Here is a 16342-nt window from a genome sequence, read left to right on the forward strand (position 1 = left end):
CGTTCCCTCCCGCCACTGATCCACAACCCCCCCTACCCCCCCCCTCGTACGGCATCCCCCCCCCCACGATTCAGGAGAACCCGCATGTCCGGCCCCACCACCCCCGCCGCCACCCCCACCACCACCCCCGCCCGTACCGCCGTCGCCCCGCTGACCACCGAGGACGCCGAGCTCCTCCTCTCCGCGGCCCGCGCCGCCGCCGAACGGGCGGGGGTCACGGTCAGCGTCACCGTCCTCGACGCCGGCGGGCACCTGCTCGCCTTCCGCCGGGACGACCGGGCCGTGCTGATCTCCGGCGAGACCAGCACCCGCAAGGCCTTCACCGCCCTCCAGCTCGACGCCCCGACCGCCGACCTCGTCGACGCCGTCCGGCCCGGCGGGCCCTTCCACACCCTGCCCACCGCCCTCGACCGGCCGCTGCTGTTCATCGCGGGCGGGCTGCCGGTCCACCGCGACGGCCGCCTCATCGGCGCCATCGGCGTGGGCGGCGGCGCCCCCGACCAGGACCACGGATTCGCTGCGGCCGCCCTCGACGCGCTGGTCTGACGTTTCCGGCCCGGCCTCCGGGTCGCGCGCCCCGGTCCCCCGTGCCACGTTGGTACGGGGACAGGGGTGCATGATGCGAGAGTCCAGGCAGGTCCGGTCGAAGCAGGTCAGGCAGGTCAGGCAGGTCAGGCAGGTCAGGCGGAGCCACGTCATCGCGACGGCGGTCGTCGCCGCCCTCGCCTCCCTCGCCGTGCCGGGGTGTACGGCCTCCTCCGACGAGGGCCGCAGCCTCGGGGACGGCAGCACCAGCGGCTCCGCCGCCCCCGCCACCGCCGTCTCCGCGCCGACGGACCCGGCCCCCTCGCCCACCCCGTCGTACGCGCTGTCCACGGCCCCGCGCACCATTCCGGCCGTACGGGAGCACATCCCGGCCCGCGGCCCCGGCTGGAAGCCGGCCGCCGCCGCGCGGGTCGTCGTACCACCGGGGAACGCGGCCGCCCTCACCGACGAGGGCAAGCTGCTCGCCGGGGAGCTCCACATGGGCTTCGCCGAGACCGCCGACCCGCGCCCCGGCGACGTGGAACTGGCCCTCGGCGCCAAGAACTCCGGACCGCCCGAGTCCTACACGCTCACCGTCCAGGGCGGCCGCGTCCGGGTCACCGGCCCGGACGAGGCCGGGGTCTTTTACGGCACGCGCACCCTCAAACAAGCGGTCAAGTCCGCCGGTTCGGCCCCCGAGGGCACCGTGCGCGACGCCCCGGCCAAGCCCCAGCGCGGCCTCAACCTCGACATAGCCCGCAAGAACTTCACCGTCGGCTGGATCGAGGACGAGCTGCGCCGCATGGCCGACCTCAAACTCAACCAGCTCGGCCTGCACTTCTCCGACGACCAGGCGTTCCGGATCCAGTCCGACACCCACCCCGAGATCGTCTCCACGCCCCACCTCACCAAGGCCCAGGTCCGGCAGATCACCGCCCTCGCCGCCCGCCTGCACATCACGGTCGTCCCCGAGCTCGACTCGCCCGGCCACCTCGGCGCGGTGCTGCGCGCCCACCCCGCCCTCCAGCTGCGCGACGTACAGGGAAGGGCCGTCAAGGGCGCCGTCGACATCTCCGACCCGGCCGCGGCCAAGCTGATCGACGAACTGCTCCGCGAATACCTGCCGTTGTTCCCCGGCGGACTCTGGCACCTGGGCGCCGACGAGTACCAGGCGCTGGTCTACCGCGACCCGCAGGCCTCCTTCCCGCAGCTCGCGACGGCGGCCCGGCAGAAGTACGGAGCCCAGGCGCGCATCCAGGACCTGGCCGAGGGCTGGCTCAACGACCGCGCGGACGTGGTGCGTCCGGCGGGCAAGGTGCCCAAGGCGTGGAACGACGGCTTCTTCGCCGGAGGCGTGGTCCAGGCGGCCAAGGACATCCAGGTCGAGTACTGGACGGGCAAGGAGAACGGGGCCCGGCCGCCGCTGGAGTACCTGCGGGAGGGCCGCAAGGTGGTCAACCTGAACGACGAGTACCTCTACTACGTGCTCGGCCAGCCGAACCAGTTCACCTATCCCACCGGCAAGCGGATCTACGAGCAGTGGACCCCGCTCGTCCTGCGCGGCACGACCCCGGTGCCCGCCCAGTACGCGGCGCAGATACTCGGCGCCCGGCTCGCCGTCTGGTCCGACCTGGCCGGTGCCCAGACCCAGGCCCAGGTCGCCGAGGGGATCCGGCTGCCGCTCGCGGCGCTGTCCCAGAAAGTCTGGGACGCCCGCCCGCCGACGCCCGCGTGGACCGAGTTCAAGGCACTCGCCGACCGGCTCCAGCCGCCGGGCTGACCCGTGTCCGGCCGGCCCCGGATATTCGCTGGCCAGGGCGCCGCCCGCATTGCTTGGATGCCGGGATGAACAGTGAGCTGCCGGACGGCTGTGAGTTGTCCACCGACCCCGCCCGACTCGACGCCGAGCTGATCCACCGCTGGCTGTCGCAGGACGCGTACTGGGCCCTCGGCCGGAGCCGGGAGAAGCAGGACCGGGCCATGGCGGAGTCCCTGAACTTCGGCGTCTACGACACGGCCTCGGGCGCCCAGCTCGGCTACGCCCGCGTCGTGACCGACCGGGCCACCTTCGCCTGGCTGTGCGACGTCTACATCGACCGCGCCGCACGCGGGAAACGGCTGGGGACGAGCCTCGTCGCCGCGATCCGCGACCACCTGGCCCCGTACGGGCTGCGCCGGGTGATGCTCGCGACGGCCGACGCGCACACGGTCTACGCCGAGGTCGGCTTCGAGCCCCTCGCGGACCAGGAGAAGTGGATGGTGCTCGGCGAGCAGTAGGGGAGCGGCCGCCGGGAGCTGCGGGAGATGGCGGGAGCTACGGTCGCTCGGCGTGCTCCCGGCGCTGCCAGCGGCGCCGGATCCACTGGCCGACCAGCGGCAGGGCCAGGACCACGGTCAGGGTCCAGGCCGCGGCGAAGCCCCAGATGAGCGGGAGCGACACGGTGACCGCGGCCGCGACCAGCAGGGCCAGGGTCACCGCGCCGAGCAGACAGGCGGCCACGGTGCGGTTGCGCGGCCGGCTCCGCGCGGCGCGCAGGATCCGCTGGAGAGAGCGGTCCGCTTCGAGATCGGCCTCGATCGCCGAGAGGGCGCGCCGCTCGTGGTCGGACAGTCCGGCTCCGTCCATGACGACCTCCATCGGCCGGCGTCGCCGGGCGGCGCGCACCACAGCCTCTGGCCTGCGAATACCCGACCAGGGGCGGCCCAACCCTCGCGGGCCGTCCCCTGGCTTCCGGGGGAGGGTCACCAGATGGAGTTGACCCACTCCGGGTGGTCGATGAACGGGTTCCGGTTGTGCTGGAACGTGTCGAATATGACCTGGTTGCGGCGCTGCTCGAAGGCGTCCGGCGGGTCCTGCTGGTTCCACTGCTTGAGCACGCTGATCCGGCCGATGGCGGGGGCGGTGCCGTTGTTGACCTTGTCGTTGACTTCCAGGTCCGCGAAGCCGTCGCCGCCGTCGTAGCGCACGGCCATGTAGAGCAGCATGCGCGCGACATCGCCCTTGACGGCGTCGCGCGGCTCGAAGGAGTCGGAGTCGGTGAAGCTGCCGGGGGCCTCGGCGACCGGGCTGCCGCCCATGTCGAAGTCCTTGTTGCCGCGGGTGCTGTTGACCGTGACGTCCTCGGGGCGCAGGTGGTGCAGGTCCGTGCCCGGGCCGGTGGCCGTGCCGAAGTCGCCGTGGCTCTTGGCCCAGACGTGCTCGCGGTTCCAGTCGTTGACGCCGCCGCCGTTGGTGGACTTGGACTGGGAGCGGCCGGAGTAGACGAGGATGACGTTGTTCGGGTTCGCCGGGTCCTGGTCGGTCACCTTCAGCGCGTTCCACACGCCGTCGTAGGTCACCTTGGACTGGGTCTTGATGATGTTGTGGAGCGCGGTCTTCAGCGCGGCTCCGGTCTTGCCCTCGGCGGCCGCGTAGTACGCGTCCACGGAAGCGGCGGTGGTGGCCGTGGTGGCGGCGGCAGCGTCGGCGTGGGGAGCCGCCGTGCGCTGGGAGCCGGCCGACGCGGTGGCCGGAATGAGGGCCAGGGCCGCGACGGCGAGGCCGGCGACCCAGGGGGCGCGTGGGGAGATTTTCATGATGTGGGGGATACCTCTTCGCAGGCACCGCCCCCGCCGAGGCAGTTGGCGGGGCGTCAGGTGGCAGAGCAGAGGCTCACATTGTCATGTGCCCTACAGGTAAAATCCATGTGTCGGAAGGCCGGATTCTGCCCCCGGGGGCCACTGGGCCGAACGGGCGAGGCCCCCTTGGCAGATCGCTCCGCCGCGGGCACGGTGGCGGTGGCCCCGGCCGGGGCCGCGTGGACGGTGCACACCGTGAACACCCCTACCGGGAGCAGCCCATGGCAGTGAAGATCCTCATCGTGACCGGCGACGCGGCGGAGTCGCTGGAGGTCCTCTACCCGTACCAGCGCCTGCGCGAGGAGGGGTACGAGGTGCACATCGCGGCGCCGGCGGTCAAGAAGCTGCGGTTCGTGGTGCACGACTTCGAGGAGGGCTTCGACACCTACACCGAGAAGCCCGGCTACACCTGGCCCGCCGATGTGGCGTTCGCGGACGTGGTGACGGAGGAGTACGCGGCCGTGGTCGTCCCGGGCGGCCGGGCGCCCGAGTACCTGCGCAACGATCCAGAGGTGCGACGCATCCTGGCCGCCTTCACCGGCTCCGACAAGCCGGTCGCCCAGATCTGCCACGGCCCGCTGATCACGGCCGCGAGCGGCGGGCTGGACGGCCGCCGGGTGACCTCGTACCCGGCGCTGGAACTCGACATGAAGGCTGCCGGGGCCACGTACGAGGACTCCGAGGCCGTGGTCGACGGCACCCTGGTCTCGGCGCGCGCCTGGCCCGACCACTCCGCCTGGATGCGGGAGTTCCTGAAGGTGCTGCGCGCCAAGGCCCCGCTGGCCTGACGTACGCGGTGGGGACGCCCGGCGCCCGGCGCCCGGCGGCCTCGGCCCGGCCGCGTACGGGTGGCGGTGAAGGGGAGGCTCCCCATTCCCTTGTGAAGTGTCCGGATCCGGGACTGACGGGGCGGCTGCGGTGTGCTGAGGTGGCGGGGTCAACCGATGCTGTTCAACCACCGCTGTTCGTACGGCAGTTGAAAGGACACCACCGTGACCGGACCCTTGGGTCGGCGTAGTTTCCTCGGCGCGGCCGCGGCCCTCGGCGGCGCCGCGCTCGTGGGGCCGCTCGCACCGCTCGCCCGGGCCAGGCCCGCCGCGTCCCGGCCGGACACCCTGCACACCCCGCCCGGATTCCAGCCCGAGGGCATCGCCGTCTCACCCGGCGGCCTGGCCTACACGGGCTCCCTGCTCGACGGGTCCGTCTACCGCGCGGACCTCGCCACCGGGGCCGGGCGGATCATCACCCCCGCGCTGGGACCGGGCCAGGCCTCCGTCGGGCTCAAGCTCGACGGGCACGGCGGACTGCTCGTCGCGGGCGGTGCGAGCGGCCGGATCCGCGTCGTGCACGCCGGTGACGGCCGGGTGCTGGCCACCCACCAGGCGGCCACCGGGACGGCCTTCGTCAACGACGTCGTCGTCGGCTGCGGCGGAGCCTGGTTCACCGACTCCTTCAACGACGTGCTGTACTTCCTGCCCGCCGGCCGGGCCCCGCACGCCGTGGCGCTCTCCGGGGAGTGGGCGCCGACCCCGCCCGGCGGCCAGGTCTGGGGCGCCAACGGCATCGAGCGGACCCCGGACGGCCGGGCGCTGCTGGTGGTCAACGACAACGTGCGGGCGCTGTTCCGCGTCGACCCGCGCACCGGCGCCGCGACCGAGGTCGCGCTCGACGGCGGATCGGTGGCCAACGGCGACGGGCTCGTCGTCCACGGCCGCACGCTGTACGTGGTCCGCAACCGGGACCAGGCCGTCGACGTGTTCGCGATCGCCGCGGACGCCCGCCGGGCCGCCTTCGTGCGGCGGATCACCGACCCGCGCTTCGACGAACCCACCACGGCGGCGGTCCACGGCGGCCGCCTCTACGTGGTCAACGCGGCCTTCGACTCCGACTGGTCGGATCCCGCCACCGCGTCGACGATCGTCAGCTGCCCGTCGTGATCTGCGGGGCCGGCTCGTTCCTGTAGTTGGCCGGCCCGAAGTTCTTCTTCACCGCGGCCTCCCAGGAACCGTCCTGGACCATCTTCTTCAGGGCGGCGTTGATCTTGCCCTGGAGGTCCTTGTTGCCCTTCTTGACGCCGATGCCGTAGTTCTCGTTGCTCAGGCTCAGCCCGACCAGCTTGAACTTGCCGGTATTGGCCTTCTGGGCGGCGTACCCGGCCAGGATGGAGTTGTCGGTGGTGAGGGCGTCGACCAGGCCGTCCTGGAGCGCGACGACGCACTCCGAGTACCCGTCGAGCTCCAGGACGCTCGCCTTGGGGGCGAGCTTCTCCTTGACGTTCTGCGCCGACGTGGAGCCGGTGACCGAGCAGAGCTTCTTGTTGTTGAGGTCCTCGGCCTTGGTGATGGTGGTGTCGTCGGCGCGGACCAGCAGGTCCTGGTGCGCGAGGAAGTACGGGCCGGCGAAGTCGACCTTCTCCTTGCGCTTGTCGTTGATCGAGTAGCTGGCCGCGACGAACTTGACCTCGTTGTACTGGAGCAGCAGCTCGCGGTCGGAGCTGTCGACCTTCTTGAACTCGATCTGCTCCGGCTTGTAGCCCAGTTCCTTGGCGATGTACGTCGAGACGTCCACGTCGAAACCGGAGAAGGTCCCGCCCTGCTCGCGCAGCCCGACACCCGGCTGGTCGAATTTGATGCCGATCGCGAGGTTCCCCTGGGGGCCGCTGTCACCGCCACACCCGGAGGCGGTCAGGGCGAGGCCGACCACTGCGACCAAAGCACCGGCCTTGGGAACCTTCATGCTGCACTCTTTCCTCGGGGCCGCGGGATGTGCTGCGGGGATCGCCGGCAGCGGGGGGGATCCGCGGATTCGTACGAAGCGTCAAGAAGAGTCGTGACGCGTGTACGCAGAAGCTAGGAAGGCGCCCGGCGCGGTGTCACTGCAATTGAGCAAAACTTGAGGTAACGATCCGGCGCGATCGGCGTGTCTCCGGCGAATGCGTGGTGAACGGGATAAAGGGGTCTGGGTACATGGCGGATTCGGTACGGCTGAGGGGAAACACTCCGCTATGCGGTGAAGGGGTGTAAATCCACTTTGTCCGTACATTGCGCCTGTCCGGATCCGGCACCCGCCCGCCGTCGCCGGGGTCGGTCGCGTGCGGCGACCGGCCCGCGACCGTTCAAACTGGTGATCGAAATCAGGCCTGCGGATGGGTATGATCTCCCGCAGCAAGGCCGTAGCGCAGAGGTCGTCGCGCCCACGCATCGAGCTGGAGGACGTCGGTTCGAATCCGACCGGTCTTGCGTCTTCTTTCATGCGTTTTCCCCATGTCGTTGTGGACGCCGGGCACCGGCGAAGGACCGGTGGAGTGGTGATGACACAGCCGACACCCGTACGGTGCCCCGCGATCGAGCACCCCGACCTGCCGATCGCCGACCCGGCCGGACTCGACCCGCTGCTCGCGCGCCTCGCCGCCGAGGACGCCGTCGGGGCCGACGAGGCCTTCCCGATCGGAACCCTGCGCGCGGACGGCCGCGTCGACCTGTGCAAGCAGGGCCTCGGACCGGCCGGCGCCGCCCGGGTGGCCGCCGTCGCCGCCCGCTCCGCCCACGCCCGGCACCTGCTCCTCGGCACCAACTCCATCGGCGACGAAGGGGCCCGCACCCTCGCCGGCGCCCTCACCGACGGACACGGACTACACACCCTCTACCTGGGCTGCAACCGCATCGGCCCCGACGGCGTGGCCGCACTCGCCGACGTGCTCGCGGACGACACCGGCGTCAAGGCCCTGTGGCTCAAGCGCAATCCGCTCTTCGAGGACGGCGCCCGCACCCTCGCCGCCCTGCTGCGCCGCAACCGGACCCTGCGCACCCTCGACCTGGTCAACACCGGCATCGGCATCGGCGGCGTACGCCTCCTCCTCGACGCCCTGCGCACCCGTGAGACCCCGCTCGAACGGCTCTTCCTCGGCGGCAACGGCCTCACCGCCGAGGCCGCACCGCTGCTCGCCGCCCTCATCCGGGAGGCCGGGGTGCGCGAGCTGTACCTCCCGGCCAACCACCTCGGCGACGAGGGCACCGCCGTCCTGGCCGCCGCCGCGGCCGCCGACCCCGCGCTGCCGGTCCGCCTCGGCCTCGGCGGCAACGGCATCGGCCCGGCCGGCGCCCGGGCCCTCGCCGACGCCCTCGGCGGGATCGAAGCCCTCGACCTCGGCCGGGCCATGTCCGAGCGCAGCCTCGGCTCCGCCGGCAACGACACCGGCGACGAGGGCGCGTACGCCCTGGCCGCCGCCCTCCCCGGCAGCCCGCTGCGCCGCCTCGAACTGCGCCACACCGGGCTCACCGGGCGGGGTGCGAAGTGCCTGCTGGCCGCGGTGCCCGAAGACTCCCCGCTGGAGTACGTGGGCCTCGGCCCCGGCCTGCCCCGCAAGGTGAAGCGGTCCTTCACCGCCCGGCTGCGGCCCGCCCGGCCCGCCCACCCCGACCTCGGCGCGATCACGAGCGTGTACCGATGAGCGGGTACACCGAGCACGTCGAGCTGCCCGGGGGCTTCCGGGCCGAGGACGGACCGGCCTGGCGGCGGATCCGCCGCTACGCCGTACCCGGCTGGATGATCGAGCGCGCGACCGCGCACCGGCTGGCCGGTGACTGGCAGGCCGCCTGCGCGGCCGCCGCCGTGGACGTCACCTTCGACCTGCCCGCGCTCGCCGCCCGGTACGGAGCCCCCGTCGCGCAGGCGGTGCGGGAGGACCTGCGCCACCTCGCGCCCGACCTGGTGCGCTGGCACCTGCCCCGCTCCCTGGGCGGCCGTACGACCGTCGAGCCCGAGGTGCGCGTCCTGCTCGCCCGCTACGGCGCCGACGCGGACGCGCCGGTGCTGTCCGTGTCCACCGGCCCGATGATCGAGGGGCCGCAGCGGCTGCTGCTGCACTGCGCGCCGGTCGAACCCCCGCCGCGCCACCGCACCTTCGGCGGAGCGAACCCGCTGCGCCCCGAGGACTGGACCGCGGCCCGCCCGCTCTGGGACGCCCGGCACACGGCCGCGCTGCGCGAGCGCCTCAGCGGCGGCGGCGAGCGGCTGCCCTTCTTCCGCCCGGACGGCACCCCGCTGCCCGCGGACGAGCTGCCCACCGGCGATCCCGGCACCGCCGACCCGGCCGGGCACGCCGAGTGGGTCGCCCTGCTGCACGCCCGCGAAGACTTCGCCGGGGCGTACGCGGCCGCGGGGATCGAACGGGATCTGACCAAGCCCCCGGAAGTCCCGCGGTACGGCACCGTGCCGGCCCCGGAAACCCTCATGGCCGCGGCCGGGGCCGACCTGACGCGGCTGGGAGCGGAGGTGCGCCGCCTCGTGGCGGCCGGCGCCGGCGAGCGCTTCCGGATGGGCGACTGGAGCGGCAGCCTGCTGGTGGAACACGTCGGCTCCGGTCCCGGCACCGGGGTGCGGGTCCGGGCGGCCGGCCAGGACGAGCGGCGGGGAGTGCCCCTGCTGCCGCTGTTCGCCTGGAAGCGGCTCCCCGACCTCGAACTGGTCCGCACGGGCCGGATCACCCCGCGCGAGCTGCACCCGCTGGTCGCCGCCGCGCTGTTCCCCGGGGCCGGCCCCGCCGCCGGTCCGCCCGGCCCCGCCGAGGCGAAGCCCGTACGGGTGCGCTGCCGCGGCGAGTGGCACGAGGTCCGCTCCCAGGGCGGCGTACTGGACCTGCTCCCGCACAGCCCGGAGGAGCAGCGGCGTGAGCGCGCCATGCGGGCGTTCGGCGGCGCGATCCAGGGCTGCTTCGCCGTGCAGCAGATCTGGACCACGGGAGAGGGGCGGCTGCCGCGCGCCCTGCGGGCGGAGCGCCAGGAGCTGTTCCTGCGCGTCCAGCACGGGGACACCCCGGGCGTCGTCGCGCTGCTCGACGCGGGCACGGACCCCCGGGTCCGCGACGCCCGCGGGTACACGCTGCTGCACGTCCTGCACCTGCTCGACCACGAGGTGCTGCTGCCGCGGCTGCTGGCGGCGGGCCTGGACGTGGAGGCCCAGGACACGTCGGGGTGCACCCCGCTGCAGGTGGCCGTCGAGCGAGGGGGCAGCGTCGGCCTGGTCCGGGCGCTCCTCGCGGCCGGCAGCAGGATCGACGTCGTCGACGACGCGGACCTGTCGCTGGGCCAGGTGATCCGCCGCCACCAGCGCACCGATCTCGCCTTCCTGCGCAGCCGGGTGGAGGAGGAGTTCCCGGGCATCGGCTCCGAGTGGTTCGACGAGTACCTGGACGAGCGAGAGTCCGACGAGGAGTACTGAGGACGCATGAGCACCGAGCCGCCGCGCGTGCCGCGGCCACCGTCACAGCCCGGCCCGGAGCGGGGCGCGCGGCCGCAGCCCTCGCGGGCCCTGGCGGCCGCCGACGCCCTGGGCGCCCGGCTCCGCGCCACCCGCACCGAACCGGCGACCAACCCCCAACTCGAGGCGCTGGCCCTGGCCGTGACGGCCAATCAGCCCGTCCTGTTGTGGGGTGAGCCGGGCATCGGCAAATCCGCCGGCATGCAGCAGCTCGCCACCGCCCTCGGCGTCGAGCTGGAGACCGTCATCGCCAGCGTCCACGAGCCCTCCGACTTCGCCGGGCTGCCCATCGTCGGCGACGACCCCGCCACCACCGGCGTGCCCATGGCCCCGCCGGACTGGGCGGTCCGCCTCGCCCGCACCGGCCACGGACTGCTGTTCTTCGACGAGCTGTCCTCCGCCCCGCCCGCCGTGCAGGCGGCCCTGCTGCGCGTGGTCCTGGAACGCCGGATCGGCAGCCTCGTCCTGCCCGAGTCCGTACGGATCGTCGCCGCGGCCAATCCGCCGTCCAGCGCGGCGGACGGCTGGCACCTCAGCCCGCCGCTGGCCAACCGCTTCGTCCACCTCGACTGGACCCACAGCCCGCGCACCGTGGCCCGGGGCCTCGCCGGCACCTGGCCCGAGGTGGCCATCCCGGCCGTCGACCCCGCCCGCGCCTCCGGGGCCGTGGCCCGGGCCCGCGGCGTGATCTCGGGCTTCCTGACCGCCCGGCCGGGCCTGGTCCACCACATGCCGAACGAGGCCGAGGGCCGCGGCCGCGCCTGGCCCTCCCCGCGCACCTGGGAGATGGCGCTGCGGCTGCTGGCCACCGGGTACGCGGCCGGCGCCGGCCGGGAGGCCCTGGCCGCCGCGCTCACCGGGGCCGTCGGGGACGCGGCCGGGATCGAGCTGCTCTCGTACGTGGAACACCTCGACCTGCCCGACCCGGACCGGGTGCTCGCCGACCCGGACGCCTTCGCCCTGCCGGACCGCGGCGACCGGCAACTGGCCTTCCTCATCGCCGTGGTCGCCGCCGTCCAGGGCGAGCTCACCCGCCCCCGCTGGGAGGCCGGCTGGGCGGTCCTCGCCAAGGCGGTCGACGCGGGCGTGCCCGACGTGGCCGCGCGTGCGGCCACCGACCTGGCCGCCATGCGCGACCTGGACTGGCCGGTGCCCGCCGGGATCGACGCGTTCGTCGAACTGCTCCAGCTCTCCGGCGCCCTGCCGGGCGGCGGCTGACGGGCGGGTGAGCGTGCCCATGGACGGCCCGGCGGGCGCACACGAGGACACGGCCCCCGCCGCCGCCCGCCTGGACCGGGCCAAGCTGCTGGCCGCCCGGTACAAGGCGGCCGAGGCCCGGCCGTACCTCGCCTCCGCCCTGTACGCGCTCACCGTGGTCCCCTCGGCCGGGGTCCCGACGATGGGTGTGGACCGGCACTGGCGCTGCTACGTCTCGCCCGCGTTCGTCGACGCCACGCCGGTCGCGGAACTGGCCGGGGTGTGGATCCACGAGGTGGCCCACCTGCTGCGCGACCACCACGCCCGCGCGGACCGGCTCCCGGCCGCCGACCAGCGCGACCGGCACCGCGTCAACATCGCCCAGGACTGCGAGATCAACGACGACCTCCTCGCCGACGGGCTGGCGCTGCCCGAGGGCCGGATGGAACCCCGGCTGTTCGGCCTCGCCACCGGCGGGATGTTCGAGACGTACCTGCCCGCGATCCCTGCCACCCCGCCACACGCACCGGACTGCGGCTCGGGAGCCCACGGCACGCCGATGCCCTGGGAGCTCGGCGGGGCGGCGGGTCCCGCCCGCATCGGCCCGGTCGAGGCGGAGGCGCTGCGCCGGCAGACCGCCCAGGCCATGCGCGCCCACCAGCGCGCCCGGGGTAGGCTCCCGGCCGGCTGGCAGCGCTGGGCGCAGGAGCTGCTGGAGCCCACCGTCGACTGGCGCCGCGCGCTGTCCGGGGCGGTACGGGAGGCCGCGGCCTGGGCGGGCGGCGCGGTGGACTACACGTACCGCCGTCCCTCGCGGCGCACCCCGGCGCTCGGTGGCCGCGTGGTGCTGCCCAGCCTGCGCCGGCCGCTGCCGCGGGTCGCGATCGTCATCGACACCTCGGGGTCGATGGGCGAGGACGAACTCGCCGCCGCGCTCGGCGAGGTCACCGGCGTGCTGCGGGAGGTGGGGGTCCGGGGCAACCGGGTCGCCGTCCTGGCCTGCGACGCGGACGTGCACACCGTGGCCCGGGTGACGAGCGCCGAGCAGGTGACCCTGGCCGGGGGCGGCGGCACCGACATGCGCGTCGGCATCCGCGCCGCGCTGGCGGCGGCGGAGCGGCCGAACATCGTCGTCGTGCTGACCGACGGGTACACGCCGTGGCCGGACGAGACCCCGTCGTGCCGGCTGATCGCCGCGCTGATCGGGGCCGAGGCGCCGCAGCCGCCGGACTGGGTGGAGACCGTACGCGTCCCGCCCGGGTCCTGAGTGACGGACGGCATCCGGCTCAACTGGCCGGGAACGTACGCTCGTCCGGACCGGCGGGGCCGCCGCATGACAGCATGGCCGGGCAACACCCGGCAAGCGGAGGGGGAGTTCGGTGAGCACTTCGACGAGCGGAGTACGCAAGGGCCTGGCCAAGGTGGAGATCGCACTGCGGTGGGATCCGAGCCCCGCGGGCACGCCCGCCCATGACCTGGACATCATCGCGGCGGTGTTCGGCGCCGCGGACCTCCACGGGGAGCCGGTCCACCTCGTGCACTTCGGCAGCCGTTCGCCCGACGGCACCATCACCTTGAACCGCGACAGCCACACCGGCCAGGGCTTCGGCTTCGACGAGGTGATGACCCTCGAACTGGACCGGATGGCGCCCGCGTTGGGACGGGTGGTGGTCGGCGTGGTCATCCAGGACACCGGGGAGCGGGGTGCCCGTACGAAGACCTTCACGGCCATAGGCGGTACGGGGGTCCGGATCCGGGAGGGCTACACCGACCTCGCGGTGACCGATTTCGCGGGGGTCCCGGCGGCCACGGCGGCCACGATCGCGGAGTTCACGCGCGACGGATCGGGGGCCTGGTCGCTGGACGCCGCGGTACGGGGCTTCGACGCCGATCCGGAGGAGTTCGCCCGGACCATGGGCGCGCCGCGGGTCTGAGGTGACACGGGCCTGAGGTGACACGGTCCTGAGGTGACACGGTCCTGAGGTGACACGGGCCTGTGACGTGGGGCCGCACAGACCGGGCGGTGGCCACTCCCTCGAGTGAGTGGCCACCGCCCCGTCCGGGTGGCGCGCTGCCGCCGTCCCCACGAGGCAGCGCGGGCGGGTCGCCATCCGGTCATCGGGGACGGCGGCCCACCGGTTCAGGGGGCCTCGGCCCGGTCCGGGTCCGGGGCGGGGGCAGGGGCCGGGACGGGCGCCAGGCCCAGGGCGGGCAGCAGGGCCGCGTCGACGAACCGGACCAGGTAGTCGGCGTCGGCGTACTGCCCCTCCAGGACCGGCCGGATGCGCAGGACGCCCATCAGCTGCGCCGGCAGGAACTCCACGGCCGGATGGCCCGCCGCGATCTCGCCGCGCGCCACGGCCCGCGCCACCATCGCGTCGAACGCGGCCAGCTCCGGCTCGACCAGCGCCTCGCGCAGCGCCGCCTGGAGCTCCTCGTCGCTGAGCACGGCGTGCCCGAGCGCCTGGGTGAGGCGGGTGTCGCGTCCCGAATTGCCGGCCGCGATCCGGGCCGCCTCGCGCAGGTCGCCGGCGAGTGTGCCGGTGTCCACCGCGGCCAGGGTGCCCTGCCGGTTCGCGCGCAGGGCGGCCGCGACCAGCTGGGGCTTGGTCTTCCACTGCCGGTAGAGGGTCGACTTCCCGCAGCAGGCGCGGGCGGCGACGCCCTCCATGGTCAGCGCCTCGTACCCGTGCTCGCGCAGCTGCTCCAGGACGGCGTCGTAGAACTCCTGCACCCGTTCCGGGGTGATCTTGGAGCGGCGCGCGGCGGGCGCTGTCGACGTCATGGTGAGCGGCTCTCCTCGGGGGCTCCGCAGCTGATGTATCCGTGAGGAAAGTGTACGGGAACGCAAGCGTATCGGTACACCCGCGTATCGATACGCGAATGTATCGATACACTGGCGTGTCGATGTCCGCGTACAGGCGGCGCGCGAGCACAGAGAAGAGAAAGCGGGGGAAATGAGCTCCCACACCACACCCGCCGGGCCGGCCGACGGCCCGGTACCGGGGCCGAGGCGCCGACTCATACGCGAGCTGCTGCTCGTCGCGGGCCTGTTCGCCGTCTACAAGGCCGGCCGGATGCTCTCCACGGACCGCACCGACGAGGCGTTCCGCAACGCCGGCCGGGTCTGGGACGCCGAGCGCACCCTGCACCTGCCGGGCGAGGGCGCGATCCAGCGGCTGCTCCTGCACGGCGACGCCCTCGTGCACACGGCGAACACCTACTACGCGGCCGTGCACTTCCCGGCGACCGCGCTCTTCCTGATCTGGCTGTACGTGCGCAGGCCCGGCCACTACCTGTGGGCCCGGCGCGTGCTCGCCGTCCTGACCGGCGCCGCCCTCGCGCTGCACCTGTCCTTCCCGCTCGCACCGCCGCGGATGCTCGGCGCCGCGCACCTCGTGGACACCGCACAGGTCTACGGGCCCTCCGTCTACCGGGCCGCGCCCGCCACCGACACCATGGCCAACCAGTTCGCCGCGATGCCCTCGCTGCACTTCGGGTGGGCGCTGATGCTGGCGCTCGGCATGATCGCCGCCACCCGGTCCCGGTGGCGCGTCCTGTGGCTGCTGCACCCGCTGGTGACGCTGCTCGTGGTCGTCGGCACCGCCAACCACTACTGGCTCGACGCGATCGTGGCCACCGTGCTGCTCGGCGGGGCGCTGCTGATCGTGCCGCGCCCGCGGGTCCGGTCCGGGTCGCTGGCCGTCGTACGGCACCTGCCGCGCCCGCGGAGCACCGCCGGGGCGGCCGAGGTCGTGGGGGCCGGCCGATGAACGCCACCCTGCTCGCCGTCCTGCTCTGCCTCGCCTCCGCCGTGGCGTACGCGGCCGCCGCCGTGGCCCAGGAGCGGCTCGCCCGCGCGGCCGTGGCCCGCAGCGCCGGAGCCCTGCTCGGCAACGGGGCCTGGTGGTGGTCGGCCGGGCTGAACGCCGGCGCCGCGCTGCTGCACGCGGCCGCCCTGCGCTACGGGCCGCTCACCCTGGTCCAGCCGCTCGGCGCGCTCACCCTCGTCGCCGCCGTCCCGCTCGGGGCGCACGGCGCCGGCCGCCGGGTCGCGGCCACCGAATGGCGCGGCACCCTGGCCACCGTCGTCGGGCTCGGGCTGCTGCTGCTCCCGGCCTCCGGACCGGCCCCCGACGACACGCTCACCCTGGCCGAAGCCCTCGCGGTGTCCGGGGCCACCATCGCCGCGATCACGGTGCTGACCGTACGGCGGGACGTGCGCTCGGGGCTGCGGCACGCGACGGCGTCCGGGCTGGCCTCCGCCGTGGCCTCCGCCCTGACCCAGACGGTGGCCGTCGCGGGCGGCCGCGGCGGGGCCCTGCTCAGCGTGCGGGTCGTCGCAGTCGCCCTGCTCGTCGTGGTGTTCGCGGTCGGCGGGATGCTGCTGTCGCAGCGGGCCTACCGGGGCGGGCTCGGGGCGCCGCTCGCCGTGGTGAACCTGGCCAACCCGCTGGCCGCGGCCGCCATCGGCATGATCCTGCTCGGCGAGCGCCTCCAGGGCGGCGCCGCGGGCCTCCTGCTCGCGGTGGCCGGCGCCCTCGCGGCGGCGCGCGGGGTGCTGCTGCTGACGCGGACGGCGCCGGGCGCGGCGCCGGGGTCCGGCCCCGGACCCGCGTCCGCGTCCGCACCCGCCCCTGCACCCGCGTCCGCGTCCGCTTCCGCACCCGCGTCCGCAGCTGTCTCCGCCGCGGCGCCGGACGCGCTGTCGGCCGCCGCGCCGATCAGCCGTGTGGCAGCATGA

The 16342-nt window shown here is 74.3% G+C and carries 16 protein-coding genes and 1 pseudogene; 13 read left to right on the forward strand and 4 right to left on the reverse strand.

The features are described 5' to 3' along the window. The first annotated feature begins 84 nt into the window (after positions 1-84). The 3 genes from ADK52_RS25990 to ADK52_RS26000 all read left to right on the forward strand — a co-directional run bounded on the left by ADK52_RS25990 (position 85) and on the right by ADK52_RS26000 (position 2802). Entirely contained in the window at positions 85-546 is a 462-nt protein-coding gene (locus ADK52_RS25990; RefSeq protein ID WP_053692259.1) for a GlcG/HbpS family heme-binding protein, read from the forward strand. Positions 547-616: 70 nt separating this feature from the next. Then, positions 617-2305, forward strand: a complete 1689-nt coding sequence (locus ADK52_RS25995; RefSeq protein WP_420714933.1) for a beta-N-acetylhexosaminidase — start codon at positions 617-619, stop codon at positions 2303-2305. Between the two features lie 65 nt (positions 2306-2370). Next, complete coding sequence (locus ADK52_RS26000; RefSeq protein WP_053692260.1) at positions 2371-2802, forward strand: GNAT family N-acetyltransferase; 432 nt, start codon at positions 2371-2373, stop codon at positions 2800-2802. 37 nt (positions 2803-2839) lie between these two features. Here the strand turns inward: ADK52_RS26000 and ADK52_RS26005 are convergent, their stop codons facing one another. Next, positions 2840-3151: a DUF3040 domain-containing protein gene (locus ADK52_RS26005; protein ID WP_159046034.1), complete on the reverse strand. Its 312-nt coding sequence runs from the start codon at positions 3149-3151 to the stop codon at positions 2840-2842. A gap of 116 nt (positions 3152-3267) precedes the next feature. Continuing rightward, complete coding sequence (locus ADK52_RS26010) at positions 3268-4101, reverse strand: endonuclease I family protein (protein WP_053692262.1); 834 nt, start codon at positions 4099-4101, stop codon at positions 3268-3270. A 263-nt stretch (positions 4102-4364) separates the two neighbouring features. On the opposite strand from ADK52_RS26010, the gene ADK52_RS26015 reads away from it, so the two are divergent. Both ADK52_RS26015 and ADK52_RS26020 read left to right on the forward strand, forming a co-directional pair. Then, entirely contained in the window at positions 4365-4931 is a 567-nt protein-coding gene (locus ADK52_RS26015; protein WP_053692263.1) for a DJ-1/PfpI family protein, read from the forward strand. A 204-nt stretch (positions 4932-5135) separates the two neighbouring features. Beyond that, entirely contained in the window at positions 5136-6080 is a 945-nt protein-coding gene (locus tag ADK52_RS26020; protein WP_053692264.1) for an SMP-30/gluconolactonase/LRE family protein, read from the forward strand. On the opposite strand, the gene ADK52_RS26025 is transcribed toward ADK52_RS26020, so the two are convergent. After that, entirely contained in the window at positions 6064-6879 is an 816-nt protein-coding gene (locus ADK52_RS26025; RefSeq protein WP_053692265.1) for a glutamate ABC transporter substrate-binding protein, read from the reverse strand. The two genes, ADK52_RS26020 and ADK52_RS26025, sit on opposite strands and share 17 nt — an antisense overlap. 430 nt (positions 6880-7309) lie before the next feature. Here ADK52_RS26025 and ADK52_RS42560 point away from each other — a divergent pair. The 6 genes and pseudogenes from ADK52_RS42560 to ADK52_RS26050 all read left to right on the forward strand — a co-directional run bounded on the left by ADK52_RS42560 (position 7310) and on the right by ADK52_RS26050 (position 13532). Then, a pseudogene (locus ADK52_RS42560) lies at positions 7310-7382 on the forward strand. 71 nt (positions 7383-7453) lie between these two features. Continuing rightward, positions 7454-8593 (forward strand): gala protein, encoded by a 1140-nt coding sequence (locus ADK52_RS26030; RefSeq protein ID WP_053692374.1) that lies wholly within the window; start codon positions 7454-7456, stop codon positions 8591-8593. Continuing rightward, the gene (locus ADK52_RS26035) at positions 8590-10362 is read left to right on the forward strand and encodes an ankyrin repeat domain-containing protein (RefSeq protein WP_053692266.1); all 1773 of its coding nucleotides are present in this window, start codon (positions 8590-8592) and stop codon (positions 10360-10362) included. The genes ADK52_RS26030 and ADK52_RS26035 overlap by 4 nt, the downstream gene beginning before the upstream one ends. A gap of 6 nt (positions 10363-10368) precedes the next feature. Further along, positions 10369-11619, forward strand: coding sequence for an AAA family ATPase (locus tag ADK52_RS26040; protein WP_078988604.1), 1251 nt, complete (start codon positions 10369-10371; stop codon positions 11617-11619). Between the two features lie 19 nt (positions 11620-11638). Further along, positions 11639-12865, forward strand: a complete 1227-nt coding sequence (locus ADK52_RS26045; protein ID WP_078988605.1) for a DUF2201 family putative metallopeptidase — start codon at positions 11639-11641, stop codon at positions 12863-12865. Between the two features lie 112 nt (positions 12866-12977). Next, a complete protein-coding gene (locus ADK52_RS26050) occupies positions 12978-13532 on the forward strand; it encodes a TerD family protein (RefSeq protein WP_053692267.1) in 555 nt (184 codons plus the stop codon). A 206-nt stretch (positions 13533-13738) separates the two neighbouring features. On the opposite strand, the gene ADK52_RS26055 is transcribed toward ADK52_RS26050, so the two are convergent. Next, positions 13739-14383: a TetR/AcrR family transcriptional regulator gene (locus tag ADK52_RS26055; RefSeq protein ID WP_053692268.1), complete on the reverse strand. Its 645-nt coding sequence runs from the start codon at positions 14381-14383 to the stop codon at positions 13739-13741. Between the two features lie 172 nt (positions 14384-14555). On the opposite strand from ADK52_RS26055, the gene ADK52_RS26060 reads away from it, so the two are divergent. Then, entirely contained in the window at positions 14556-15371 is an 816-nt protein-coding gene (locus ADK52_RS26060) for a phosphatase PAP2 family protein (protein WP_053692269.1), read from the forward strand. Then, complete coding sequence (locus tag ADK52_RS26065) at positions 15368-16342, forward strand: hypothetical protein (RefSeq protein WP_053692270.1); 975 nt, start codon at positions 15368-15370, stop codon at positions 16340-16342. Before ADK52_RS26060 ends, ADK52_RS26065 begins: the two co-directional genes overlap by 4 nt.

The sequence above is a fragment of the Streptomyces sp. WM6372 genome (genome assembly GCF_001279655.1).
Lineage (GTDB): Bacteria > Actinomycetota > Actinomycetes > Streptomycetales > Streptomycetaceae > Streptomyces.

Bases quoted from the DNA above. Each gene is read 5' to 3' on its own strand.
- ADK52_RS25995 (WP_420714933.1), top strand. From the start codon at position 617: ATGATGCGAGAGTCCAGGCAGGTCCGGTCGAAGCAGGTCAGGCAGGTC.
- ADK52_RS26040 (WP_078988604.1), top strand. From the start codon at position 10,369: ATGAGCACCGAGCCGCCGCGCGTGCCGCGGCCACCGTCACAGCCCGGC.
- ADK52_RS26005 (WP_159046034.1), bottom strand. From the start codon at position 3,151: ATGGACGGAGCCGGACTGTCCGACCACGAGCGGCGCGCCCTCTCGGCG.
- ADK52_RS26000 (WP_053692260.1), top strand. From the start codon at position 2,371: ATGAACAGTGAGCTGCCGGACGGCTGTGAGTTGTCCACCGACCCCGCC.
- ADK52_RS26045 (WP_078988605.1), top strand. From the start codon at position 11,639: ATGGACGGCCCGGCGGGCGCACACGAGGACACGGCCCCCGCCGCCGCC.
- ADK52_RS26065 (WP_053692270.1), top strand. From the start codon at position 15,368: ATGAACGCCACCCTGCTCGCCGTCCTGCTCTGCCTCGCCTCCGCCGTG.
- ADK52_RS26010 (WP_053692262.1), bottom strand. From the start codon at position 4,101: ATGAAAATCTCCCCACGCGCCCCCTGGGTCGCCGGCCTCGCCGTCGCG.
- ADK52_RS26055 (WP_053692268.1), bottom strand. From the start codon at position 14,383: ATGACGTCGACAGCGCCCGCCGCGCGCCGCTCCAAGATCACCCCGGAA.
- ADK52_RS26025 (WP_053692265.1), bottom strand. From the start codon at position 6,879: ATGAAGGTTCCCAAGGCCGGTGCTTTGGTCGCAGTGGTCGGCCTCGCC.
- ADK52_RS26035 (WP_053692266.1), top strand. From the start codon at position 8,590: ATGAGCGGGTACACCGAGCACGTCGAGCTGCCCGGGGGCTTCCGGGCC.
- ADK52_RS26060 (WP_053692269.1), top strand. From the start codon at position 14,556: ATGAGCTCCCACACCACACCCGCCGGGCCGGCCGACGGCCCGGTACCG.
- ADK52_RS25990 (WP_053692259.1), top strand. From the start codon at position 85: ATGTCCGGCCCCACCACCCCCGCCGCCACCCCCACCACCACCCCCGCC.
- ADK52_RS26030 (WP_053692374.1), top strand. From the start codon at position 7,454: ATGACACAGCCGACACCCGTACGGTGCCCCGCGATCGAGCACCCCGAC.
- ADK52_RS26015 (WP_053692263.1), top strand. From the start codon at position 4,365: ATGGCAGTGAAGATCCTCATCGTGACCGGCGACGCGGCGGAGTCGCTG.